Genomic DNA, 17,979 nt, shown 5'->3' on the forward strand with positions numbered 1-17,979 from the left:
ACATCGCACCAGCCTGGCCGGCGCGGTTGCGCTATTTTGCTTTCGGCTTCGCTTTCGCGTGCGGCTTCGCGCTTGTCTTCGCCGCCGCGCGCGCCGGCGGCTTGGCGGCTGCCGGTTTGGGCTCTGAAGCGGTTTTCTTCGCGCCCGGTTTGCCGCCCTTTTTGCCTTTCGGCGCCAGCGTCTTGCCCTTTTCGGTCAGCAGCGCCACCGCCTCATCGAGGGTGATGGTGTCGAGCTCGGTGCCGCGCGGCAGGTTGGCGACCGTCTTGCCGTGCTGTGCGTAGGGGCCGAACCGGCCCTTGCGGACCATGACGGGGTCGCCGCCCTTCGGGTGCGGGCCGAGCTCGCGGATCCCTTCCTGCTTTTTCGCCAGCACCATCACCGCGCGGTTCAGCCCGACCGCCAGGACGTCGTCATCGCGGTCGAGCGAGGCGAAGATCGGGCCCATTTTCACATAGGGTCCGAACCGGCCGATGCCGGCCTGGATTTCCGCCTTGGTCTCGGGGTGCACGCCGACGATGCGCGGCAGCGAGAGCAGCCCGAGGGCCTGTTCCAGCGTCAGATCATCGCCCGTCACGCCTTTGGGCAGGGCGGCGCGGCGCGGCTTGGCCTTTTTGTCCTCCGGATCGGGTTCGCCCAGCTGGATATAGAGGCCATACGGCCCGCGCCGCAGCGTGACGGGAATGCCATCGGCGTTGGTGCCCAGCACCTTCATGCCGTCGCGCAGCGTGTCGCCGTCATCATCGGTGCCGTCGATCGCGAGTTTGCGGGTATATTGGCACTCGGGATAGTTCGAGCAGCCGATGAACGAACCGTAGCGGCCAAGTTTCAGGCCGAGGCGCCCGGTACCGCAGGCCTGGCACACGCGCGGATCGGAGCCGTCCTCGCGCGCGGGGAAGAAATGCGGGCCGAGTTCCTCATCGAGCGCGTCGATCACGTCCGATATCTTGAGGTCCTTGGTCTGGTCGATCGCGTTAGAAAAATCGGTCCAGAAATCGCGCATCACCTTGCGCCAGTCGAGCTTGCCGTCGGACACTTCGTCGAGTTTTTCCTCGAGCGCGGCGGTGAAGCCGGTCTCGACGTAGCGGGCGAAAAAACTGACCAGAAACGCCGTCACCAACCGGCCGCGATCTTCGGGAATGAACCGGCGCGCATCCATCCGCACATAATTGCGTTCGCGCAGCACGGTCAGGATCGAGGCATAGGTGGACGGCCGGCCAATGCCGAGCTCCTCCATTTTCTTGACCAGTGTCGCTTCGGAGTAGCGCGGCGGCGGCTGGGTGAAATGTTGATCGGCGGTGACCTTGCCGCGATTGAGCGGGTCGGCCTTGGTCATGGGGGGCAGCAGGCGGGAGTCTTCATCCTCGGCGGTGTCGTCGAGTTCTTCGCGATACAGTTTCAAAAACCCGTCGAACGCCAGGATCGAGCCGGTCGCGCGCAGCGTGGTGCCGGCTTTGTCCGCGATGTCGACGCTGGTTTGATCAAGCTCGGCCGATTGCATCTGCGAGGCGAGGGCGCGCTTGTAGATCAGCTCGTACAGGCGGGCCTGCTCCTGGCTGAGGTGGCGGGATGCGCGCTCGGGCGTGAGGGTGAAATCGGTCGGCCGGATCGCCTCATGCGCTTCCTGCGCGTTCTTGGCCTTGGTCTGGTATTCGCGCGGTGCGGCGGGCAGATAATCGGGGCCGAACGCCGAGCCGATCTGGCTGCGCACGGCGCCGATCGCCTCCCGCGCCATCTGCACGCCATCGGTTCGCATATAGGTGATCAGCCCGACGGTTTCGCCGCCGATTTCGACCCCTTCATACAGTTGCTGGGCGGTGCGCATGATCTGCTGCGCCGTCATGCTCAGCTTGCGCGAGGCGTCCTGTTGCAGGGTCGACGTTGTGAACGGCGGCGGCGGGTTGCGGCGCGTGCGTTTTTTCTCGACTGAGACGACCGAGAATTCGCCGCGCTCGACCGCGGCCTTCGCACGCTCGGCGGCTGCGGCGTCGGGGATGTCGAACTGGTCGAGTTTCCTGCCGTCCAGATGGGTCAGCCGGGCATGGAACGGCGCGCCGGCCGGCGTGGTGAACACCGCCTCGATCGTCCAGTATTCCCGGTTGCGGAAGACCTCGATTTCGGCTTCGCGTTCGCAGATCAGCCGCAACGCGACCGATTGCACGCGCCCGGCCGATTTGCTGCCCGGCAGTTTGCGCCAGAGCACCGGCGAGAGCGTGAAGCCCACCAGATAATCGAGCGCGCGGCGCGCCAGATAGGCTTCGATCAGCGGTGTATCAAGCTCGCGCGGTGCGCGCATGGCCGCCTGGACGGCGGATTTGGTGATTTCGTTGAAGGTGATGCGCCGGACGATCTTACCCTTAAGCATGTTGCGCGCTTCGAGCATCGCGCGGACATGCCAGGAAATTGCCTCGCCCTCGCGATCAGGGTCGGTTGCGAGATAGAGAGTGTCGGCGCCTTTCAGCGCCTTGGCGATGGCCGCCACCTGCTTGTCGCCCCGCGCGTCCTCTTCCCAGGACATCGCGAAATCCTCATCCGGGCGCACGCTGCCGTCACGCGCCGGCAAATCGCGCACATGGCCGAACGACGCCAGCACGGTGAACCCCTCACCAAGGTATTTGTTGATCGTCTTGGCTTTGGCCGGTGACTCGACGACGACGATAGCGTTCATCTGGGCGATTTTTCCAGTTCGGGGCGCATTCAGAGCAAGCTACGGGTCCAGCAGCAACCCGATTCTATTGCCAGGCAAAGTCTCGATCCGCCCGGCCAATTCCAGTTCCATGAGCACGGCGACCATGACGGAGGCGGAGAACTGGCAGTGCAATGCCAGTTCGTCAACCGTGATCGGGCTCGCGGACAACAACCTAGGGATGTCGCGCCGCGCCATATCGATGTCCGAACCGACCGAGTCAAGGGCCGCGACCGGTTCGGCGAGACCCGGCTGAACCGGCGTGATCCGCGCATCGGCGAACAGGGCGCCCGGCTGATCGGGCAGGTTCGCCAGCACATCGCCAGCCGACTCAGTCAGATGCGCGCCCTGGCGGATCAGGTCGTTGGTGCCGCGGGCCCGCGCATCGAGCGGTGAACCGGGCACCGCAAACACCTCCCGCCCGTAGTCGAGCGCATAGCGCGCGGTGATCAGGCTGCCCGAGCGCAAGGCCGCCTCGATCACGACGACACCGAGCGACAGGCCGGCGATGATGCGGTTGCGCTTGGGAAAATGCCGCGCGAGCGGCGCCGTGCCGGGTGGTGCCTCGGCGATCAGGACGCCATTTGCGGCGATCTCGGCCTGGAGCGCCCTGTGTTCGGGCGGATAGACGACATCGAGCCCGCCGGGGATCGCGGCGATCGTGGTGCCGGTCCGCAAGGCTGCGGTGTGCGCCGCCGCATCGATGCCGCGCGCGAGCCCCGAGGCGATCGGCCGGCCGGATGCCGCGAGTTCCGCCGCGATATCCGCGGCGATCCGCGCGCCGTTGACCGAGGCGTTGCGGGCACCGACCACGGCCACGATCGGCCGATGCAGGATCGAGACATCGCCCAGCACCGCGATCATCGGCGGGGCATCCGGCAGCAGGGCGAGCAGCTTCGGATAGTCGGGCTCGCCCATGAACAACAGTGTCGCGCCGAGTTTGTCGTGCCGGTCGAGCTCACGCCGCACATCGCCCAGGCTGGGCACGAAGGGTGGCTTCGCCCGGCCGCCGGCGCGGGCAAGGGCGGGAATTGCGGCCAGGGCTTCTTCCGGCGTATCGAACCGGGCGCGCAGCCGCCGATAGGTCTGCGGCCCGACCCCCTCGGTGCGGATCAGCCGCAGCAGGGCCACCCGGTCGATCACGCGCCGAGCTTGATCCGCGGTTCGGTGCCGGCGCGCAGCCGGGCAATATTGGCGCGATGCTTGTGAAACACGAGGGTCGCGATCACCACGGCCCCGATCGCGACCCGCCAGTCCCCCAGCAGCAGCGCGACGAGCGGGGCGGTCGCAAACGCCGTCAGCGCGGCGAGCGAGGAATATTTCCGCCAGAACGCCATCCCCAGCCACACCAGGCACGCGATCAGCCCGACCGGGAACGCCTGCGCCAGCAGAACGCCCAGACCGACCGCGACACCCTTGCCACCCTTGAAGCGCAGCCACACCGGATAGAGATGCCCGATGACCGCGAACAAACCGGCGATCACGACGATCCAGCGCCCTTCATTGTGCATCAGCAGGACCGCGATCACGCCCTTGGCCGCATCGAGCAGCAAGGTCAGCGCGGCGAGCCCCTTGCGCCCGGTGCGCAGCACATTGGTGGCACCGATGTTGCCGGAGCCGATCTTGCGCACATCGCCCAGCCCGGCCGCGCGCGTCAGGATCAGGCCGAATGGCACCGAGCCGAGCAGATAGCCGATCAAGGCTGCGAGCGCGATCATCCGAATACCCTCATGCCGGCCTTCCAGGTGCCAACCACCACGCCTTCGACCGCGCGGCCGTCGAACGGCGTGTTTTGCGCCTTGCCCGGCAGCTTGCCGGCCTCGATCCGCCAGGATCGCTCGGGCGCGAACAGGCATAGATCGGCGGCCCCGCCCTTGACGATCCGCCCGGCATCGAGCCCGAACCGGCGCGCCGGCCGATCGGTCAGCAGGGAAAGTGCGGTGTGCAGGTTCAGCGCGCCGGACTGCACCTGCGCGAGCGTGATGGCCAGCAACGTCGCGAGCCCGGCGCCGCCGGGGGCGGCTTCGGCGAAGGGGAGGCGCTTGTCATCGGCATCGCGCGGCTGATGGTCCGACACGATCGCATCGATCGTGCCGTCTGCCAGCCCGGCGACCACCGCGAGGCGGTCGTCCTCGCTGCGCAGTGGCGGCGAGAGCTTGGCGTAGGTGCGGAAATCGCCGATCGCGGTCTCGTTCAGGTCGAAATAGGGCGGCGCGGTGTCGCAACTCACGGCGAGGCCGCGGGCCTTGGCCGCGCGCATCAGGTCGAGCGCCGCTTCGGTCGAGACATGGGCGAAATGCACCGCACCACCGGTCAGTTCGACCAGGGTGATGTCGCGCGCCACCATCATCGCCTCGGCGCAGACCGGAATGCCGGGCAGGCCCATCAGGGTTGCCCGCGCACCCGCGGTTGCGGCGCCCCCTGCCGCGAGACTTGGTTCCTCGGGATGCTGCACGATCATCGCACCGAACCCGCGCGCGTAGGATAGCGCCCGGCGCATCAGACCCGCGGGGCCGATCGCGCGCGCGCCATCGGAAAACGCGATGGCACCCGCCGCGCGCAGCAGCCCGTATTCGGCGATGCTCTCGCCCCTGCAACCGCGCGTCGCGCAACCGTAGGGCGCGATGGTGATGCGCCCGCTGGCCTGGCCGGCGCTCGCCAGGGCGCGCACCAGCGCCGGGTCATCGGTCGGGGGCGCATTGTCGGGCAGCACCGCGATCGTCGTGATGCCGCCCGCGTTGGCGGCCTGGGCAGCCGAGGCAATGGTCTCGCGATATTCGAAACCCGGCTCTCCGAGCGAGGCCCGGCCATCGACCAGGCCAGGGCAAAGAATGCAATCGGCGCCATCGACCACGGCCGCATCGGCGGGCCGGCCCAAGGCGCCGGCGAAATCGGCGATCAGACCATCCCGGATCAGGCAATCGCCGATCGCGTCGTGGCCGGAGGCGGGGTCGATGATCCGGGCGCCGGTGATCAACGTATCACGCATTGCGCAGCGCCGTCCGGGCCAGCACGTCCAGCACCGCCATGCGCACGGCGACGCCCATCTCGACCTGTTCGCGAATGACCGAGCGTGTCGTGTCATCGGCCACCTGGCTGTCGATTTCGACGCCGCGGTTCATCGGGCCCGGGTGCATCACCAGCGCATCCGGCCTGGCGAAAGCAAGTTTCGCCGCATCCAGCCCGTAGAAGGTGAAAAACTCGCGCGCGCTCGGGATCATGCCGCCGCTCATCCGTTCGGTCTGCAGGCGCAGGGCCATCACGATGTCCGCATCGCGCAAACCCTCCCGCATATCGTGGAACACGCTCACCCCGAATTGTTCGATGCCGGAGGGGATCAGCGTCGGCGGTCCGACCACGCGCACCTGGCTGCCCATGGCGATCAATAGCAGAATATTCGACCGGGCAACCCGGGAATGGGCGATATCGCCGCAGATCGCAATGGTCAGCCCCGCGAGCGTGCCCTTGTGGCGGCGGATCGTCAGCGCATCGAGCAGCGCCTGGGTGGGGTGTTCGTGCATGCCATCGCCGGCATTGATCACCGCGGCATCGACCTTCTGCGCCAGCAGGGCCGGTGCGCCGGATGCCTTGTGGCGCACCACCAGCAGGTCGCAGTTCATGGCGTTCAGCGTGGCGGCGGTGTCCAGCAGCGTCTCGCCTTTGGAGACCGAGGATGTTGAGACCGACATGTTGATGACATCGGCGCCGAGGCGCTTGCCGGCCAGTTCGAAACTGGTGCGGGTGCGGGTGCTGTCCTCGAAGAACAGGTTGATCAGCGTGCGCCCGCGCAGCACATCCCGCCGGGTTTTGCCCGAGCGGTTGAGCAGCGCGTAGCTCTCGGCGAGATCCAACAGGGCCGAAATATCGCGGGGATGGAGGTTTTCGATTCCCAGGAGATGGCGTGTCGGCAATCGCATGCGTGACTGCATACAGAAACGCGCTGCCGGCGCAAAGTGCTGGTCTGCCGGGTCGCGAGGGCGCGCTACTGGCTGGCCCAGACGATGCGGTGGATCGCCGCGATCTGATTGGCGGGAAAGACCAGCAGCTTATGGTCGGGGTTGAAACTCGCCAGTTCCACCCGCTGCGCGCTGCGCCGCTGCAGCAGCTTTGCCATGACCTCGCCCGCGCTGGTGCGCACCACCACACGATCACCGGCGCGGACCGGTGCGGCGGGCGAGACCACGATGATGTCGCCCTCACGGTAGACCGGCTCCATCGAATCACCGTGGATCGTCAGGCCGAACGCATGGGGATCATCGGCGAGCGCCGCCTCGGTGCGGGGTAGAGCCACATGATCCCAACCGCCGCCGGCCGGATAGCCGGCATCGTCGAAAAAACCGTCCTGGCCGGCTTGCGCCAGGCCGATCACCGGTACGCGGCGGCCGGTGACGCGTGCCGGCGGCAAGGTGCGCGCGCCCAGCACCAGACCGGCAAAGGCATCGAGCCCCGATCCGGTCGCCATCAGGATTTTGGCGATGCTTTCCGTGGATGGCCAACGCAGTTTGCCATCGGCGCCGCGCCGTTTCGAGGGGTTGAAGCTGGTCGGGTCGAGCCCGGCGCTGCGCGCGAGGCCTGAGGTCGACAGTCCGCGCTCGGCTGCCAGCGTATCGATTGCGCGCCAGATATCTTCGTGTCGCATCACATTGTTCTTAACGGATTTTAGCGGGTTGGAAAGAGATAAATAGGAAAAAACTCCGTTTTTCTCTTGCGAGCGATACAACCTCCAGTTAGTATGTTCTTGTTATGTTCACACCGGAGGCCACGATGACCACCTTGAAAGCAGACCCAGGCCCTGCCCGACCGATCCCCCAGATCAAGCCCTTCGCCTCCGCCGAGCGCGCCTGGCTCTGGACCGCCGAACGCCTCGCCGCCCGCCGGGCCGGCACGCCACTGCCGCATGACCGCTCGCGCCCCTGCACGCCAGAGACGATCCTGACCTGTCTCGATCGGCTGTATCGCGCCCGCCGGATCGACCTCGTGCACGCGCGCGTGCTGCGCGTTTGGGGCGACCGCGGCCGCGCGCCGGACCGGCGCAGCGGATCCGATCGCAGCGATTGGCGGCAATGGCGTTACGCCCTCGCCGAGCTGGAACAGGCGCTCCGCGCGCGCGGCATCGTCGCCGGGTTCGATCTTGGCGTGCCGGTGGTTCCCGAAAAAAATTTTCCGAACGATAGGATTACTTTCTTATTTCCGCCCCAGTCATCATCAACACGCGACTCAAAGGAGATCTGACCATGGCTTTCACCCTGCGCAACCTGTCCGTCCTCGCCTATGCCAACGGCTTTACCCTCTGGCATTATCGCACCGGCGACGATGCGCTGTCGGCACTCGATCGCGACGATTTCTTTCATGAAGCAGGCGACCTGATCACGCCGGGCGACATCGTCATGGCGTCCGGCAGCCACGGCGCACGAATGGGGGCGATCGCCCGGAAAGGCGCGCATCTGGTGCTCAACACATTGTAACGGCCCCTGATCCGTCATGTCTCCGGCGGGGCGTTGCCTCCGCCGGAGACGCCGCCTATTGCCAATCGATGACCCTGACAATCGCGATCTGCCAGACCGAGGGATGTTTCGCCGACCCGGATGCGGCGATTTCCCTGCTCGATGCAACCGCGCGCGCGGCCAGCCAGCGGGGCGCGGCGCTTTTGGTGCTGCCGGAATTATTCTGCACAGGCTATAATCTCGGCGCGGATCGGGCGCGCAGCCTCGCGATGAGCCGCGAGGACGCGCGATTTACCAAAATCCGTGCGATCGCCCGCGCGCACGGCATCGCGCTCTGCCTGGGTTTTCCGGAGATCGCGGCGGGCGGAGTGGCCAACAGTGCCGCGCTGATCGATGCGGCGGGGGAAATCCTGCTGACCTATCGGAAGATCCATCTGTTCGGTGCGCTCGACCGGGCGATGTTCGCGGTGCGGGGGGGCGGATTTCCGGTGGTCGCCTGGCGTGGCTTCACGGTGGGGCTCGCCATCTGCTACGACATTGAATTCCCCGAAACCGCGCGCGCCCTCGCGCTGGCCGGCGCCGATCTGATCCTGGTGCCGACCGCGCTGATGCCGCCCTACGATGTCGTGGCCGATCATGTCATCCCGGCCCGCGCCTATGAAAACCAGGTCTTCATTGCCTATGCCAATCATTGCGGCAGCGAGGACGGCCTCGCCTATATCGGCAAATCCTCGATCTGCGGGCCGGACGGCGCGATCCTCGCCAAAGCGGCCGCCGGCCCGGAGTTGATCCTGGCGATGCTCGATCCCGCCCATCAGGCGCGCGTCCGCGCCCGCGATGCGCTCCTGGCCGACCGCCGCCCCGAATTTTATCGGAGCCTGACCGCATGACCGCCCCGATCACCATGTTCGGCCCCGATTTCCCCTTCGCCTATGATGATTTCCTGTCCCATCGCGCGGGGCTCGGCGCGGTACCCGCCGCCGCGCACGGCACCGAAATCGCGATTGTGGGTGCCGGTATCGCCGGCATCGTGGCCGGCCACGAACTGATGAAGCTCGGCTTCAAGCCGGTCCTGTTCGAGAGCGACCGGATCGGCGGGCGGCTGCGCTCCGAGCCGTTCAAGGACGGGGCAGGGGCCTATGCCGAACTCGGCGCGATGCGGTTTCCGCCCTCCTCGCGGGCGTTGTTTCACTATTTCGACAAGGTCGGCATCGAGACGACCGGCTTTCCCAATCCGCTGGCACCCGATACGCCCTCCACCGTGATCGAACTGGGAGGCGTCAAACATTACGCCCGCACCAAGGATGATCTGCCGCACCGGTTCGCCGAGGTCGAACGCGCCTGGGCCGAGGCGCTGGAGGAAGGCGCGCATTACGGCGAATTGACCGCCGCGATCCGGGCGCGCGATGTCGCGGCCATCAGGCGGCTCTGGCATCCGCTGGTCGAAAGCCTCGATGAGGAAAGTTTTTCCGGCTTCATCGCGAAATCCAAGGCATTCCGCGAACTCGGCTTTCGCGCCCGGGAGATGTTCGGCCAGGTCGGCTTCGGCACGGGCGGGTGGGATACCGATTTTCCGAATTCGATCCTAGAAATTCTCCGCGTGGTCGCAACCGGCGCGGATGACGATCATCGCCTCGTGGTCGGCGGTGTCGAACAACTGCCGCGCCGCCTCTGGGCGCTGGTGCCGTCGGTGATGACGCATTGGCCTGCCGGCACGTCCCTGGCCTCGCTGCACAATCATGTGCCGAAACCCGGTGTCGCGAAAATCGCGCCCGGCCGCACAAAAAAATTTGCGATCACCGATCGCTACGGCACCACCACTGAATACGATGCCGTCATCGTCACCTGCCAGGTCTGGCTGCTCTCGGCGCGGATCGACTGCAGTGAATCCCTGTTCCATCACGATCTCTGGATGGGGATGGAACGGACCCATTACATGCAATCCTCCAAAACCTTCGTCATGGTCGATCGCCCGTTCTGGCGCGACATCGATGCCGCCAGCGGCGAACATGTGCTTAGCATGACCCTGTCTGACCGGCTGACCCGCGGCACCTATCTGCTCGATCATGGCGAGGACAAGCCCGGTGTCATCTGCCTGTCCTACACCTGGAGCGACGATGCGCTGAAATGGCTCGCCCTGCCGCTCGATGACCGGGTGCGCCTGATGCTGCACAGCCTGCGCCAGATCTATCCCACGCTCGATATCGCGAAACACATCATCGGCGCGCCGATCACGGTATCCTGGGAATCCGACCCTAATTTCATGGGGGCGTTCAAGGCCAATCTGCCCGGGCATTACCGCTATCAGCGCCGGCTGTTCAGTCATTTCATCCAGGACGACCTGCCCGCGCCGCACCGTGGCATTTTCCTCGCCGGCGACGATATTTCCTGGACCGCCGGCTGGGCCGAAGGTGCCGTCACCACGGCGCTCAATGCCGTCGCCGGTGTCATCCGCCACTTCGGCGGCAGCGCCCATCCCGAAAACCCCGACCCGATCGATCGCTGGCCCGACCTCGCACCAGTCAGGCTGGTGGAATAGTTGTGGGCGCTGTATCAATCATTCCGAATACTGCCATGATAACGATCACGAACGAATGGTGCCCACTGTGAACAGACCGGTCCCGGAAGTCCACACCGACAACCAGGCCGAAACAGTACTCGACCAGGATTTGTCGGACCTCGATTTCAGCCAGTTTATATCGGCCCATTTCGAATTCGAGCCCAAGGCTGCGCAGATCAACATGCGCCTGCCGCAAGCCCTGCTCGACGCGGCCAAGGCGCGCTCATCGGCGCGCGGCATTCCCTACACCCGTTATATCCGTGAGGTATTGGAGCAGGCGGTCGCCGCCCCAGGACGCTGACGGGGCGCTTGCCGCCGGCGGCCTGGCTGACCATGTGGCAGGCTTAACAGTGCAGGACTCGCAGCATGAACCACAAACAACTCGGCACATCCGGCCTCTCCCTGCCGCCCATCATGTTCGGCGGCAACGTGTTCGGCTGGACCGCCGATGAAGCCACCTCGTTCGCCCTGCTCGACCGGCTGCGTAACGCGGGTCTGACCGCGATCGACACGGCCGACATGTATTCGGTTTGGGCACCGGGCCATAAAGGCGGCGAGTCCGAAACCGTGATCGGCAACTGGCTGGCCCGGAGCGGTGCGCGCAGCGAGATGCTGATCGCCACCAAGGTCGGCATGATGACCGGTGCGGATGGCCGAAAACTCTCCAAACCGACCATCCTCGCCGCCGCCGATGCCTCGCTGCAACGGCTGAAGACCGATGTGATCGACCTTTATCAGGCGCATGCCGATGAGACCGACACGCCCCTGCAGGAGACACTTGAGGCCTTCGCCCTGTTGATCGAGCAAGGCAAGGTGCGGGCCATCGGCGCCTCGAATTACACCGCGCCGCGTCTCAGGGAGGCTCTGGCGACCAGCGATCGCCTCGGCCTGCCGCGTTACTGCGCGCTCCAGCCGCATTACAATCTGGTCGAACGCGCCGGCTACGAGGCCGAGCTCGAACCGCTCTGCGTCGCCGAGCATCTCGGCGTGATCAACTACTTCGCACTCGCGGCCGGGTTTCTGACCGGCAAGTACCGCAACGAGGCCGATTTCGCCGCCAGCCCGCGCGGCGCCGGCGTCAGGAAATACCTCAATCCGCACGGCAGGCGGATTCTCGCTGCGCTCGATGATATTGCGGCGCACCATCGCGCCACCCCGGGTCAGGTCGCGATCGCCTGGCTGATCGCCCGCCCCAGCATCACCGCACCGATCGCGAGTGCGACCAGCACGGCCCAGCTTGACGATCTGATCAAGGCCGCGTCACTCACCTTGTCGGCCGCCGAGATCGAGACGCTCGACCACGCCAGCGCCGACGCCACATTTTGAACCGGAGAATTTCATGATCCACGTCCTTGCCATCATCACCGCCAAGCCCGGCAAGCGGGCCGAACTGCTCGAAGCATTCCACGCGGTGATGCCGATGGTCCACGCGGAAGACGGCTGCATCGAATACGCGCCGGCGATCGATACCGATCACGCCATCGCCTCGGCCGATTTCGGGCCGGACAGCTATGTCGTGATCGAAAAATGGGCCACCAAGGAGGCGCTGTCGGCCCATGTGAAAACGCCGCACATGGCTGAGTATGCCGCCAGAGCGAAGGAGCTGATCGCCAACCGCATCCTGCACGTGCTCGAATCCGCCTGATCCGCGCTTGCCCAAACCGGCCGCACGCCTTACCGCCACGGCGGACAAGGAGCGACGATGAGAATTCTGTTTCTGGGCGATGTGATGGGCCGCACCGGCCGCGACGCGGTGGTGTCGGCTCTGCCGGGGCTGCGGCGCGATCTGAAGATCGATGTCGCGGTGGTCAATGCCGAAAACGCCTCGCACGGGTTCGGCCTGGCACCCGATATGGCGGAGGCGATTTTCGCCGCCGGCGCCGATGCCATCACGCTCGGCAACCATTCGTGGGACCGCAAGGAAATCATCCCCTACATCGCCCAGCAGAAACGGCTGATCCGCCCGATCAACTATCCGCCCGGCACACCCGGTGAGGGTGCGGTCGATATCACGCTCGCGGATGGCCGGCGCGTTTTGATCCTGCAGGCAATGGGCCGGTTGTTCATGGATGCGATGGATTGCCCGTTTCGCGCGATCGAAACAATCCTCGCGCGCGCCCGCCTCGGCGTGACGCATGCCGCCATCCTGGTCGATTTCCATGGCGAGGCGACCAGCGAAAAAATGGCGTTCGCCCATGCGTTCGATGGCGCGGTCAGTGCCGTGCTCGGTACCCACACCCATTGCCCGACCGCCGACCACCAGGTGCTGCCCGGCGGCACCGCGTTTATGGCGGATGTCGGCATGTGCGGCGATTACGACAGTGTGATCGGCATGGGCAAAGCACCGGCGATCGCCCGCTTCACCCGCAAAATGCCGGGCGAACGCCTGCACCCGGCCGATGGCGAGGCGACCATCTGCGGGGCGGTGATCGAAACCGGCGCCGATGGCAAGGCGCTGCGGATCGATCCGCTGCGCCTTGGCGGCCGCCTGTCGCCGATGATGCCGTCAGTGTGACCGGCGCGGCATCATCCGGATCAGAATCCGCTGGCCGCGCCGTTCATGGGCAATCACGGCACCGACATGCACGACCAGCAGCACGATCAGCGCAATGCCGCCCCAGAAGTGCAGAAACGCGAAGTCGTGGTGGATCGCGCGGTTTTTGCCGACGAATTGCGGCAGGCTGAACAGGCCGAACCATTTGACCGGCCGGCCCGCGGCTTCAAAAAAAAGCACGCCGAAGATCGGCATGGCGACGATGAGCGCGTAGAAACTCCAGTGCCCGGCGGCGGCCAGCAGCCGCTCATGGGGCGCTATGGTCTCCGGCAAGCGCGGCGGGGTGCGCACCAGCCGATAACCGAGGCGGACCAGCATCAGCACCAGGATCGTCAGCCCGACGCTGATGTGCAGCAGGGCCAGTGTGATCCGGCCCGGTTTGGGAATCCAGTTATAATGGACGATCAATCCCGCGATGATCAGCCCGATCACTGAAATCGCGATCAGCCAATGCAACGCCTGGGCAAACGGTCGGTAACGCGGTTCCATTCGGTCATCCTATCCTTATGTCTGCCGCGACATAACAACCGATAAATGGCAGGTCGATGGCAGCTTTGTTACAATTTCCGGTCATGCTGGCCGCCCACGCCGATTGGAGTGTCGATCCGCGCAAACGGTGGATCTGCAAGGCGCGCTTCGATGGTGTCTGGTCGATCGGCGCACCGGAACCGGTGGCGGAGTCCGCGACGCTGCTTGCACGGCTGGTTAGCGATGCGCCCCACGCACCGATCGCGCTCGGGGTGGATTTCCCGCTGGGGCTGCCGCGCGCCTATGCCGCGCGCGCGGATATTGCGAACTTCGCCGCCTGGCTGCGGCGGCTCCGCCCCGATGCCGCGCTGTTCGAACCCTGCGGTTCGCTCGATGAGGTCAGCCTCGCGCGGCCGTTCTATCCCGGATCGAGCGTCACCGGCGCCGGGCAGATGGCGCGGCTCGCAGCCGCCCTGGGGCTGAGCGATATCAGTGCATTGCGCCGCGCGGTAGACCGCCAGACATCTCGCCGCCCGGCGGGGGCCGCGCTGTTCTGGACCATGGGCGCCAATCAATGCGGCAAGGCGGCGTTGGCCGCCTGGCGGGACTGCCTGATCCCGGGCTTTGCCCAAAAGATCCCGATCGCCATCTGGCCCTATGAGGGCGGTTTCACCGACCTGCTGCGCCCGGGCGGCATCGCGCTGGCCGAAACCTACCCGGCGGAAGCCCTGGTCCAACTCGGTTTGAAACGTCCCCGCAGCAAACGCCGCCAGTCCGACCGCGCCGGGCTCGCCTTGGCGATCCGCGCGGTGATGGCAGGGCTGGGCGCGATCCCGACCAACTCCTTGGCCGCGATGCTGGACGATGGGTTCGGTGCCACGGCCGACGGTGAAGACCGGTTCGACTGCCTGCTCGGCGTGCTGGCAGTCATCCGCGTGATCGGCGGCGCTTCGGACGGTATTCCGGACGATCCGGTCATCCGCGCGGTGGAGGGGTGGGTCCTGGGCCAGGTGGATCCGCCGCTGGTTCCACCGAACGCATCAAGCGCGCCGATACCGCATCGCCCGCCGCATCGAGCCCGGCGATCACGCCGAGCCGATCCGCGACAGGGCGGTTCTGGCTGAGCTTGCGCTTGCCGATCAGCCGGTCGATCACCATCACGATCCCGACGATGCCCTTGAGTTGCGATGCCACGTAATCATCCGGCGCATCGGCCACCCGCCACGGTTTCGGCTGGCGCGCCTCATGCAGATCAGTCAGGGCCGTGACGATGCCGTGCAGGCCTGCTGCATCCTCGATGATCTGGACCGTGCCATAAGCGTGTACCGCCTCGTAATTCCAGGTCGGCACCACCTTGCCGGTCTCGCGCTTGGTTTCGTACCAATTGGGCGAGACATAGAAATCATGCGCCTGGAACAAGGCCATCGCGGCGGCGCCCTGGCGGAGGGATTTCCATTGCGGATTGCCCCTCGCCAGATGGCCGATCAACCGGCCGTGCGGCGCCGGGGCATCCTGCCAGGTCAGCGGCAGATGCGTCGCCTCGATCCCCTCAGCCCCGGCCGAGACCAGAACAGGCAGGCGCGCCGCGCGCATGATGCCCGTGATGATCGCGGGATCGTCTTCGCGAAACGCCGGCGGGGTATACATGTTTCTACCCGGCCCCGCAGGCCAGCAGGGTTTCCCGCACGGCATCCGCCGGCACCGCGCGGCTGGTGAACGCGGCCCCGATGCCGCGCGCCAGCACGAACGAAAGCCGGCCGTCGCGCATCTTTTTATCACGCTGCATATGCTCGATCAGCGCGGCCGCGGGCCAGCCATCGATGCGGTGCGGCAAGCCGACCGCTGCGAGATGCGCGGCGATCCGGCGTGCGATCGCCGGGTCGCAATGCCCCAGCCGGGCCGACAGATCGAACGCGCAGACCAGCCCGATTGCCACCGCCTCGCCATGCAGCAGGGCAGGGCCGTAGCCGGTTTCCGCCTCGAACGTGTGGGCGAAACTATGCCCCAGGTTCAGCAGCGCGCGGCCATCGCTCGGCGCCGTTTCATGCGGGTCGGCAACCACGACCGAAGCCTTGAACGCGACGGCGCGGCCGATCGCCTGTTCCTGCAGGGCCTGGTCGCCATCGAGCAGCGCGGCACCGTTCGCCTCGCACCAGTCGTACAGCTCGACATCCGCGATCAGCCCGGCCTTGACGATTTCGGCATATCCCGCCGCGGCCTCGCGGCGCGGCAGCGTCGCCAGCGTATCACTGTCGATGATCACCAGCCGCGGCTGGTGGAACGCGCCGATCAGATTCTTGCCATGACGCGAATTCACCCCCGTCTTGCCGCCCACGCTGGAATCGACTTGTGCCAGCAGCGAGGTAGGGATCTGGGCGAATGGCAGGCCGCGCAATGTCGCCGCGGCGGCAAACCCTGCCAGATCGCCGATCACGCCGCCGCCGAGCGCCACGATCGCAGTCCGCCGCTCGGGTTTCAACGCCAGAATATCCTCGATCAGCGCGGCAAATCGCGCGAGACTCTTGGCACTTTCGCCGGGCGGCACCACCAGCGCGTCATGCGTGAAGCCGGCATCGTCGAGCGATGCCGCCAGGGTGGGCAGATGCGCGGCGGCGACATGCTCATCGGTCACCACGATCGCCCGAAGCTGGGGCAGGGCGGACGCCAGCCGCGCGCCGGCGCCTTTGAGAAGTCCCCGCCCGATCACCACCTCATACGGCGCATCCGGCAAGGCGACCGGCACGGAGCGGGGCGGCGCGAAACGATCGAGGGCGGCCAGGACGGTCTCGGTGGTCATATCGGGCGGGTCCTCGGAACTGTCGATGATGATGTCGGCTTGGGCATAGACCGGAGCGCGGCGCGCGGAAAGCCGCGTGAGGATCTCGGCCGGATCGCCGTCGTTCAGCAGCGGTCGATGCGTGCGGCCCGCCACCCGGCCGAGCAATACCGGCACCGGTGCCCGCAGCCAGACCGAAATGCCGCATGATGCGATCAGGCCGCGGGTCGTCTCGTCCATGAACGCGCCGCCGCCGGTTGCCAGCACGATCGGGCCCTCGGCCAGCAGCCGTGCGATCACACGCCGTTCGCCGGCCCGAAAATGCGCCTCGCCGTGCTGGGCGAAGATATCGGCAATGCTGAGGCCGGCGGCCGCCTCGATTTCGAGGTCGGAGTCGTGAAATTCAAGGCCAAGCCGCGCCGCCAGTCGCCGGCCGATGGCCGATTTGCCTGCGCCCATCAGCCCCACCAGCACGATACTGCGGCGCACCTGCGGCAGCGGGCCAGATTGGTGGGCGGATGTCTGGGTGTCGGACTTGTCGGGCATGGTCCGCGCGGCTTACCACACTCGGCGTATGACGATAGAGCGACATATCGAGGCGTTTCTGGAATCGATGGCAGCCGAGCGTGGCGCCGCAAAGAACACCATCATGGCCTATCAGGCCGACCTTGAGGCCTTTGCCGCGTTCTGTGCCGCACGCGGCATCGGTCCGGCGGCGGCTGATACGACAATCGTCACCGCCTACCTCACCGACCTCACGACCCTTGGCCTGTCCGCCCGCACCCAGGCGCGGCGCCTGTCTTCGCTGCGGCAATTCCAGCGCTTTTTGCTGCGCGATGGTCAACGCGCCGATGATCCGACCGCCCTGTCACCCGCGCCGCGGCTGCCAGCAACCATCCCGCGTTTTTTGAGCGAAGCGGAGGTCGATGCGCTGCTGGCCGCCGCCGCCAGCCTGCCGGCCGCCCAGGCGCGTGTCGCGCGGGCCGGTCTTGAAATGCTCTACGCCTCGGGCATGCGCATCTCCGAGTTATTGGCCCTGCCGGCGACCGCACTTTCGACCGATGCGATGGTGCTGCTGATCAAGGGGAAGGGCGGCCGCGAGCGGATCGTGCCACTCTCGCCCGCCGCGCGCACGGCTGGCGCCGAACTGCGCGCCGCCCACCCGAAAGGCGCGCGCTTCCTGTTTCCGGGCCGCACCGCCGGCACCGCGATGACCCGCCAGGGCTTCGCCCTGCTGCTCAAGCGCGTCGCCTTGCAGGCCGGCATCGACCCCGCGCGCCTGTCACCGCATGTGCTGCGCCATTCCTTTGCCTCACATTTGCTGGCGCGTGGCGCGGATTTGCGCAGCCTGCAAACCTTGCTCGGCCATGTCGATATTTCGACCACGCAAATCTACACCCATGTTCTCGCCGAACGTCTGCAACGGCTGATCGATGCGCACCACCCGCTCGCCCGCAACGCCGAGCTGTGAAGGGGCGTGACCGAGCGGCG

The 17,979-nt window shown here is 66.4% G+C and carries 18 protein-coding genes and 1 pseudogene; 10 read left to right on the plus strand and 9 right to left on the minus strand.

The features are described from left to right. Window positions 1-31: 31 nt before the first annotated feature. The 6 genes from topA to AruPA_RS04110 form a co-directional block, all read right to left on the minus strand. On the minus strand, window positions 32-2,668 hold the full coding sequence (gene topA / locus AruPA_RS04085) for a type I DNA topoisomerase (protein WP_265635301.1): 2,637 nt from the start codon (window positions 2,666-2,668) through the stop codon (window positions 32-34). A 39-nt stretch (window positions 2,669-2,707) separates the two neighbouring features. Beyond that, on the minus strand, window positions 2,708-3,829 hold the full coding sequence (gene dprA / locus AruPA_RS04090) for a DNA-processing protein DprA (RefSeq protein WP_265635303.1): 1,122 nt from the start codon (window positions 3,827-3,829) through the stop codon (window positions 2,708-2,710). Next, window positions 3,826-4,404: a glycerol-3-phosphate 1-O-acyltransferase PlsY gene (gene plsY, locus AruPA_RS04095; RefSeq protein WP_265635305.1), complete on the minus strand. Its 579-nt coding sequence runs from the start codon at window positions 4,402-4,404 to the stop codon at window positions 3,826-3,828. Before plsY ends, dprA begins: the two co-directional genes overlap by 4 nt. Further along, window positions 4,401-5,675 (minus strand): dihydroorotase family protein, encoded by a 1,275-nt coding sequence (locus tag AruPA_RS04100; protein ID WP_265635307.1) that lies wholly within the window; start codon window positions 5,673-5,675, stop codon window positions 4,401-4,403. The genes plsY and AruPA_RS04100 overlap by 4 nt, the downstream gene beginning before the upstream one ends. Then, entirely contained in the window at window positions 5,668-6,603 is a 936-nt protein-coding gene (locus AruPA_RS04105; RefSeq protein WP_265635309.1) for an aspartate carbamoyltransferase catalytic subunit, read from the minus strand. The genes AruPA_RS04100 and AruPA_RS04105 overlap by 8 nt, the downstream gene beginning before the upstream one ends. A 65-nt stretch (window positions 6,604-6,668) precedes the next feature. Next, window positions 6,669-7,325 carry a helix-turn-helix transcriptional regulator gene (locus AruPA_RS04110; RefSeq protein ID WP_265635311.1) on the minus strand — a complete coding sequence of 219 codons (657 nt, stop codon included), beginning with the start codon at window positions 7,323-7,325 and terminating at the stop codon, window positions 6,669-6,671. 125 nt (window positions 7,326-7,450) lie between these two features. On the opposite strand from AruPA_RS04110, the gene AruPA_RS04115 reads away from it, so the two are divergent. The 8 genes from AruPA_RS04115 to AruPA_RS04150 all read left to right on the plus strand — a co-directional run bounded on the left by AruPA_RS04115 (window position 7,451) and on the right by AruPA_RS04150 (window position 13,205). Then, entirely contained in the window at window positions 7,451-7,918 is a 468-nt protein-coding gene (locus AruPA_RS04115) for a hypothetical protein (RefSeq protein ID WP_265635313.1), read from the plus strand. 2 nt (window positions 7,919-7,920) lie between these two features. Beyond that, window positions 7,921-8,151 carry a hypothetical protein gene (locus AruPA_RS04120; RefSeq protein WP_265635315.1) on the plus strand — a complete coding sequence of 77 codons (231 nt, stop codon included), beginning with the start codon at window positions 7,921-7,923 and terminating at the stop codon, window positions 8,149-8,151. Window positions 8,152-8,219: 68 nt separating this feature from the next. Further along, window positions 8,220-9,020, plus strand: a complete 801-nt coding sequence (locus AruPA_RS04125) for a carbon-nitrogen hydrolase family protein (RefSeq protein ID WP_265635317.1) — start codon at window positions 8,220-8,222, stop codon at window positions 9,018-9,020. Next, window positions 9,017-10,669: an NAD(P)/FAD-dependent oxidoreductase gene (locus AruPA_RS04130; protein WP_265635319.1), complete on the plus strand. Its 1,653-nt coding sequence runs from the start codon at window positions 9,017-9,019 to the stop codon at window positions 10,667-10,669. Before AruPA_RS04125 ends, AruPA_RS04130 begins: the two co-directional genes overlap by 4 nt. Window positions 10,670-10,736: 67 nt before the next feature. Further along, the gene (locus AruPA_RS04135; protein WP_265635320.1) at window positions 10,737-10,991 is read left to right on the plus strand and encodes a CopG family antitoxin; all 255 of its coding nucleotides are present in this window, start codon (window positions 10,737-10,739) and stop codon (window positions 10,989-10,991) included. Between the two features lie 65 nt (window positions 10,992-11,056). Further along, window positions 11,057-12,016 (plus strand): aldo/keto reductase, encoded by a 960-nt coding sequence (locus tag AruPA_RS04140; RefSeq protein ID WP_265635322.1) that lies wholly within the window; start codon window positions 11,057-11,059, stop codon window positions 12,014-12,016. A gap of 13 nt (window positions 12,017-12,029) precedes the next feature. Beyond that, window positions 12,030-12,335 (plus strand): putative quinol monooxygenase, encoded by a 306-nt coding sequence (locus AruPA_RS04145; protein WP_265635323.1) that lies wholly within the window; start codon window positions 12,030-12,032, stop codon window positions 12,333-12,335. 57 nt (window positions 12,336-12,392) lie between these two features. After that, window positions 12,393-13,205, plus strand: coding sequence for a TIGR00282 family metallophosphoesterase (locus AruPA_RS04150; protein WP_265635325.1), 813 nt, complete (start codon window positions 12,393-12,395; stop codon window positions 13,203-13,205). Here the strand turns inward: AruPA_RS04150 and AruPA_RS04155 are convergent. Beyond that, window positions 13,197-13,733: a cytochrome b gene (locus AruPA_RS04155; RefSeq protein WP_265635327.1), complete on the minus strand. Its 537-nt coding sequence runs from the start codon at window positions 13,731-13,733 to the stop codon at window positions 13,197-13,199. The genes AruPA_RS04150 and AruPA_RS04155 overlap by 9 nt on opposite strands. Window positions 13,734-13,789: 56 nt before the next feature. On the opposite strand from AruPA_RS04155, the gene AruPA_RS21765 reads away from it, so the two are divergent. Next, the gene (locus AruPA_RS21765; protein WP_408858570.1) at window positions 13,790-14,836 is read left to right on the plus strand and encodes a hypothetical protein; all 1,047 of its coding nucleotides are present in this window, start codon (window positions 13,790-13,792) and stop codon (window positions 14,834-14,836) included. A 31-nt stretch (window positions 14,837-14,867) separates the two neighbouring features. On the opposite strand, the pseudogene AruPA_RS04160 reads toward AruPA_RS21765, so the two are convergent. Together AruPA_RS04160 and aroB are read right to left on the minus strand one after the other, a co-directional pair. After that, window positions 14,868-15,404, minus strand: a pseudogene (locus AruPA_RS04160) (FMN-binding negative transcriptional regulator); the annotation flags it as partial. Next, window positions 15,364-17,034: a 3-dehydroquinate synthase gene (gene aroB / locus AruPA_RS04165; protein WP_265635331.1), complete on the minus strand. Its 1,671-nt coding sequence runs from the start codon at window positions 17,032-17,034 to the stop codon at window positions 15,364-15,366. The pseudogene AruPA_RS04160 and the gene aroB, both read right to left, overlap by 41 nt. Before the next feature lie 28 nt (window positions 17,035-17,062). On the opposite strand from aroB, the gene AruPA_RS04170 reads away from it, so the two are divergent. Continuing rightward, window positions 17,063-17,959 (plus strand): tyrosine recombinase, encoded by an 897-nt coding sequence (locus AruPA_RS04170; protein WP_265635332.1) that lies wholly within the window; start codon window positions 17,063-17,065, stop codon window positions 17,957-17,959. Window positions 17,960-17,979: the final 20 nt, after the last annotated feature.

Source organism: Acidiphilium sp. PA, assembly GCF_026191915.1.
GTDB lineage: Bacteria > Pseudomonadota > Alphaproteobacteria > Acetobacterales > Acetobacteraceae > Acidiphilium.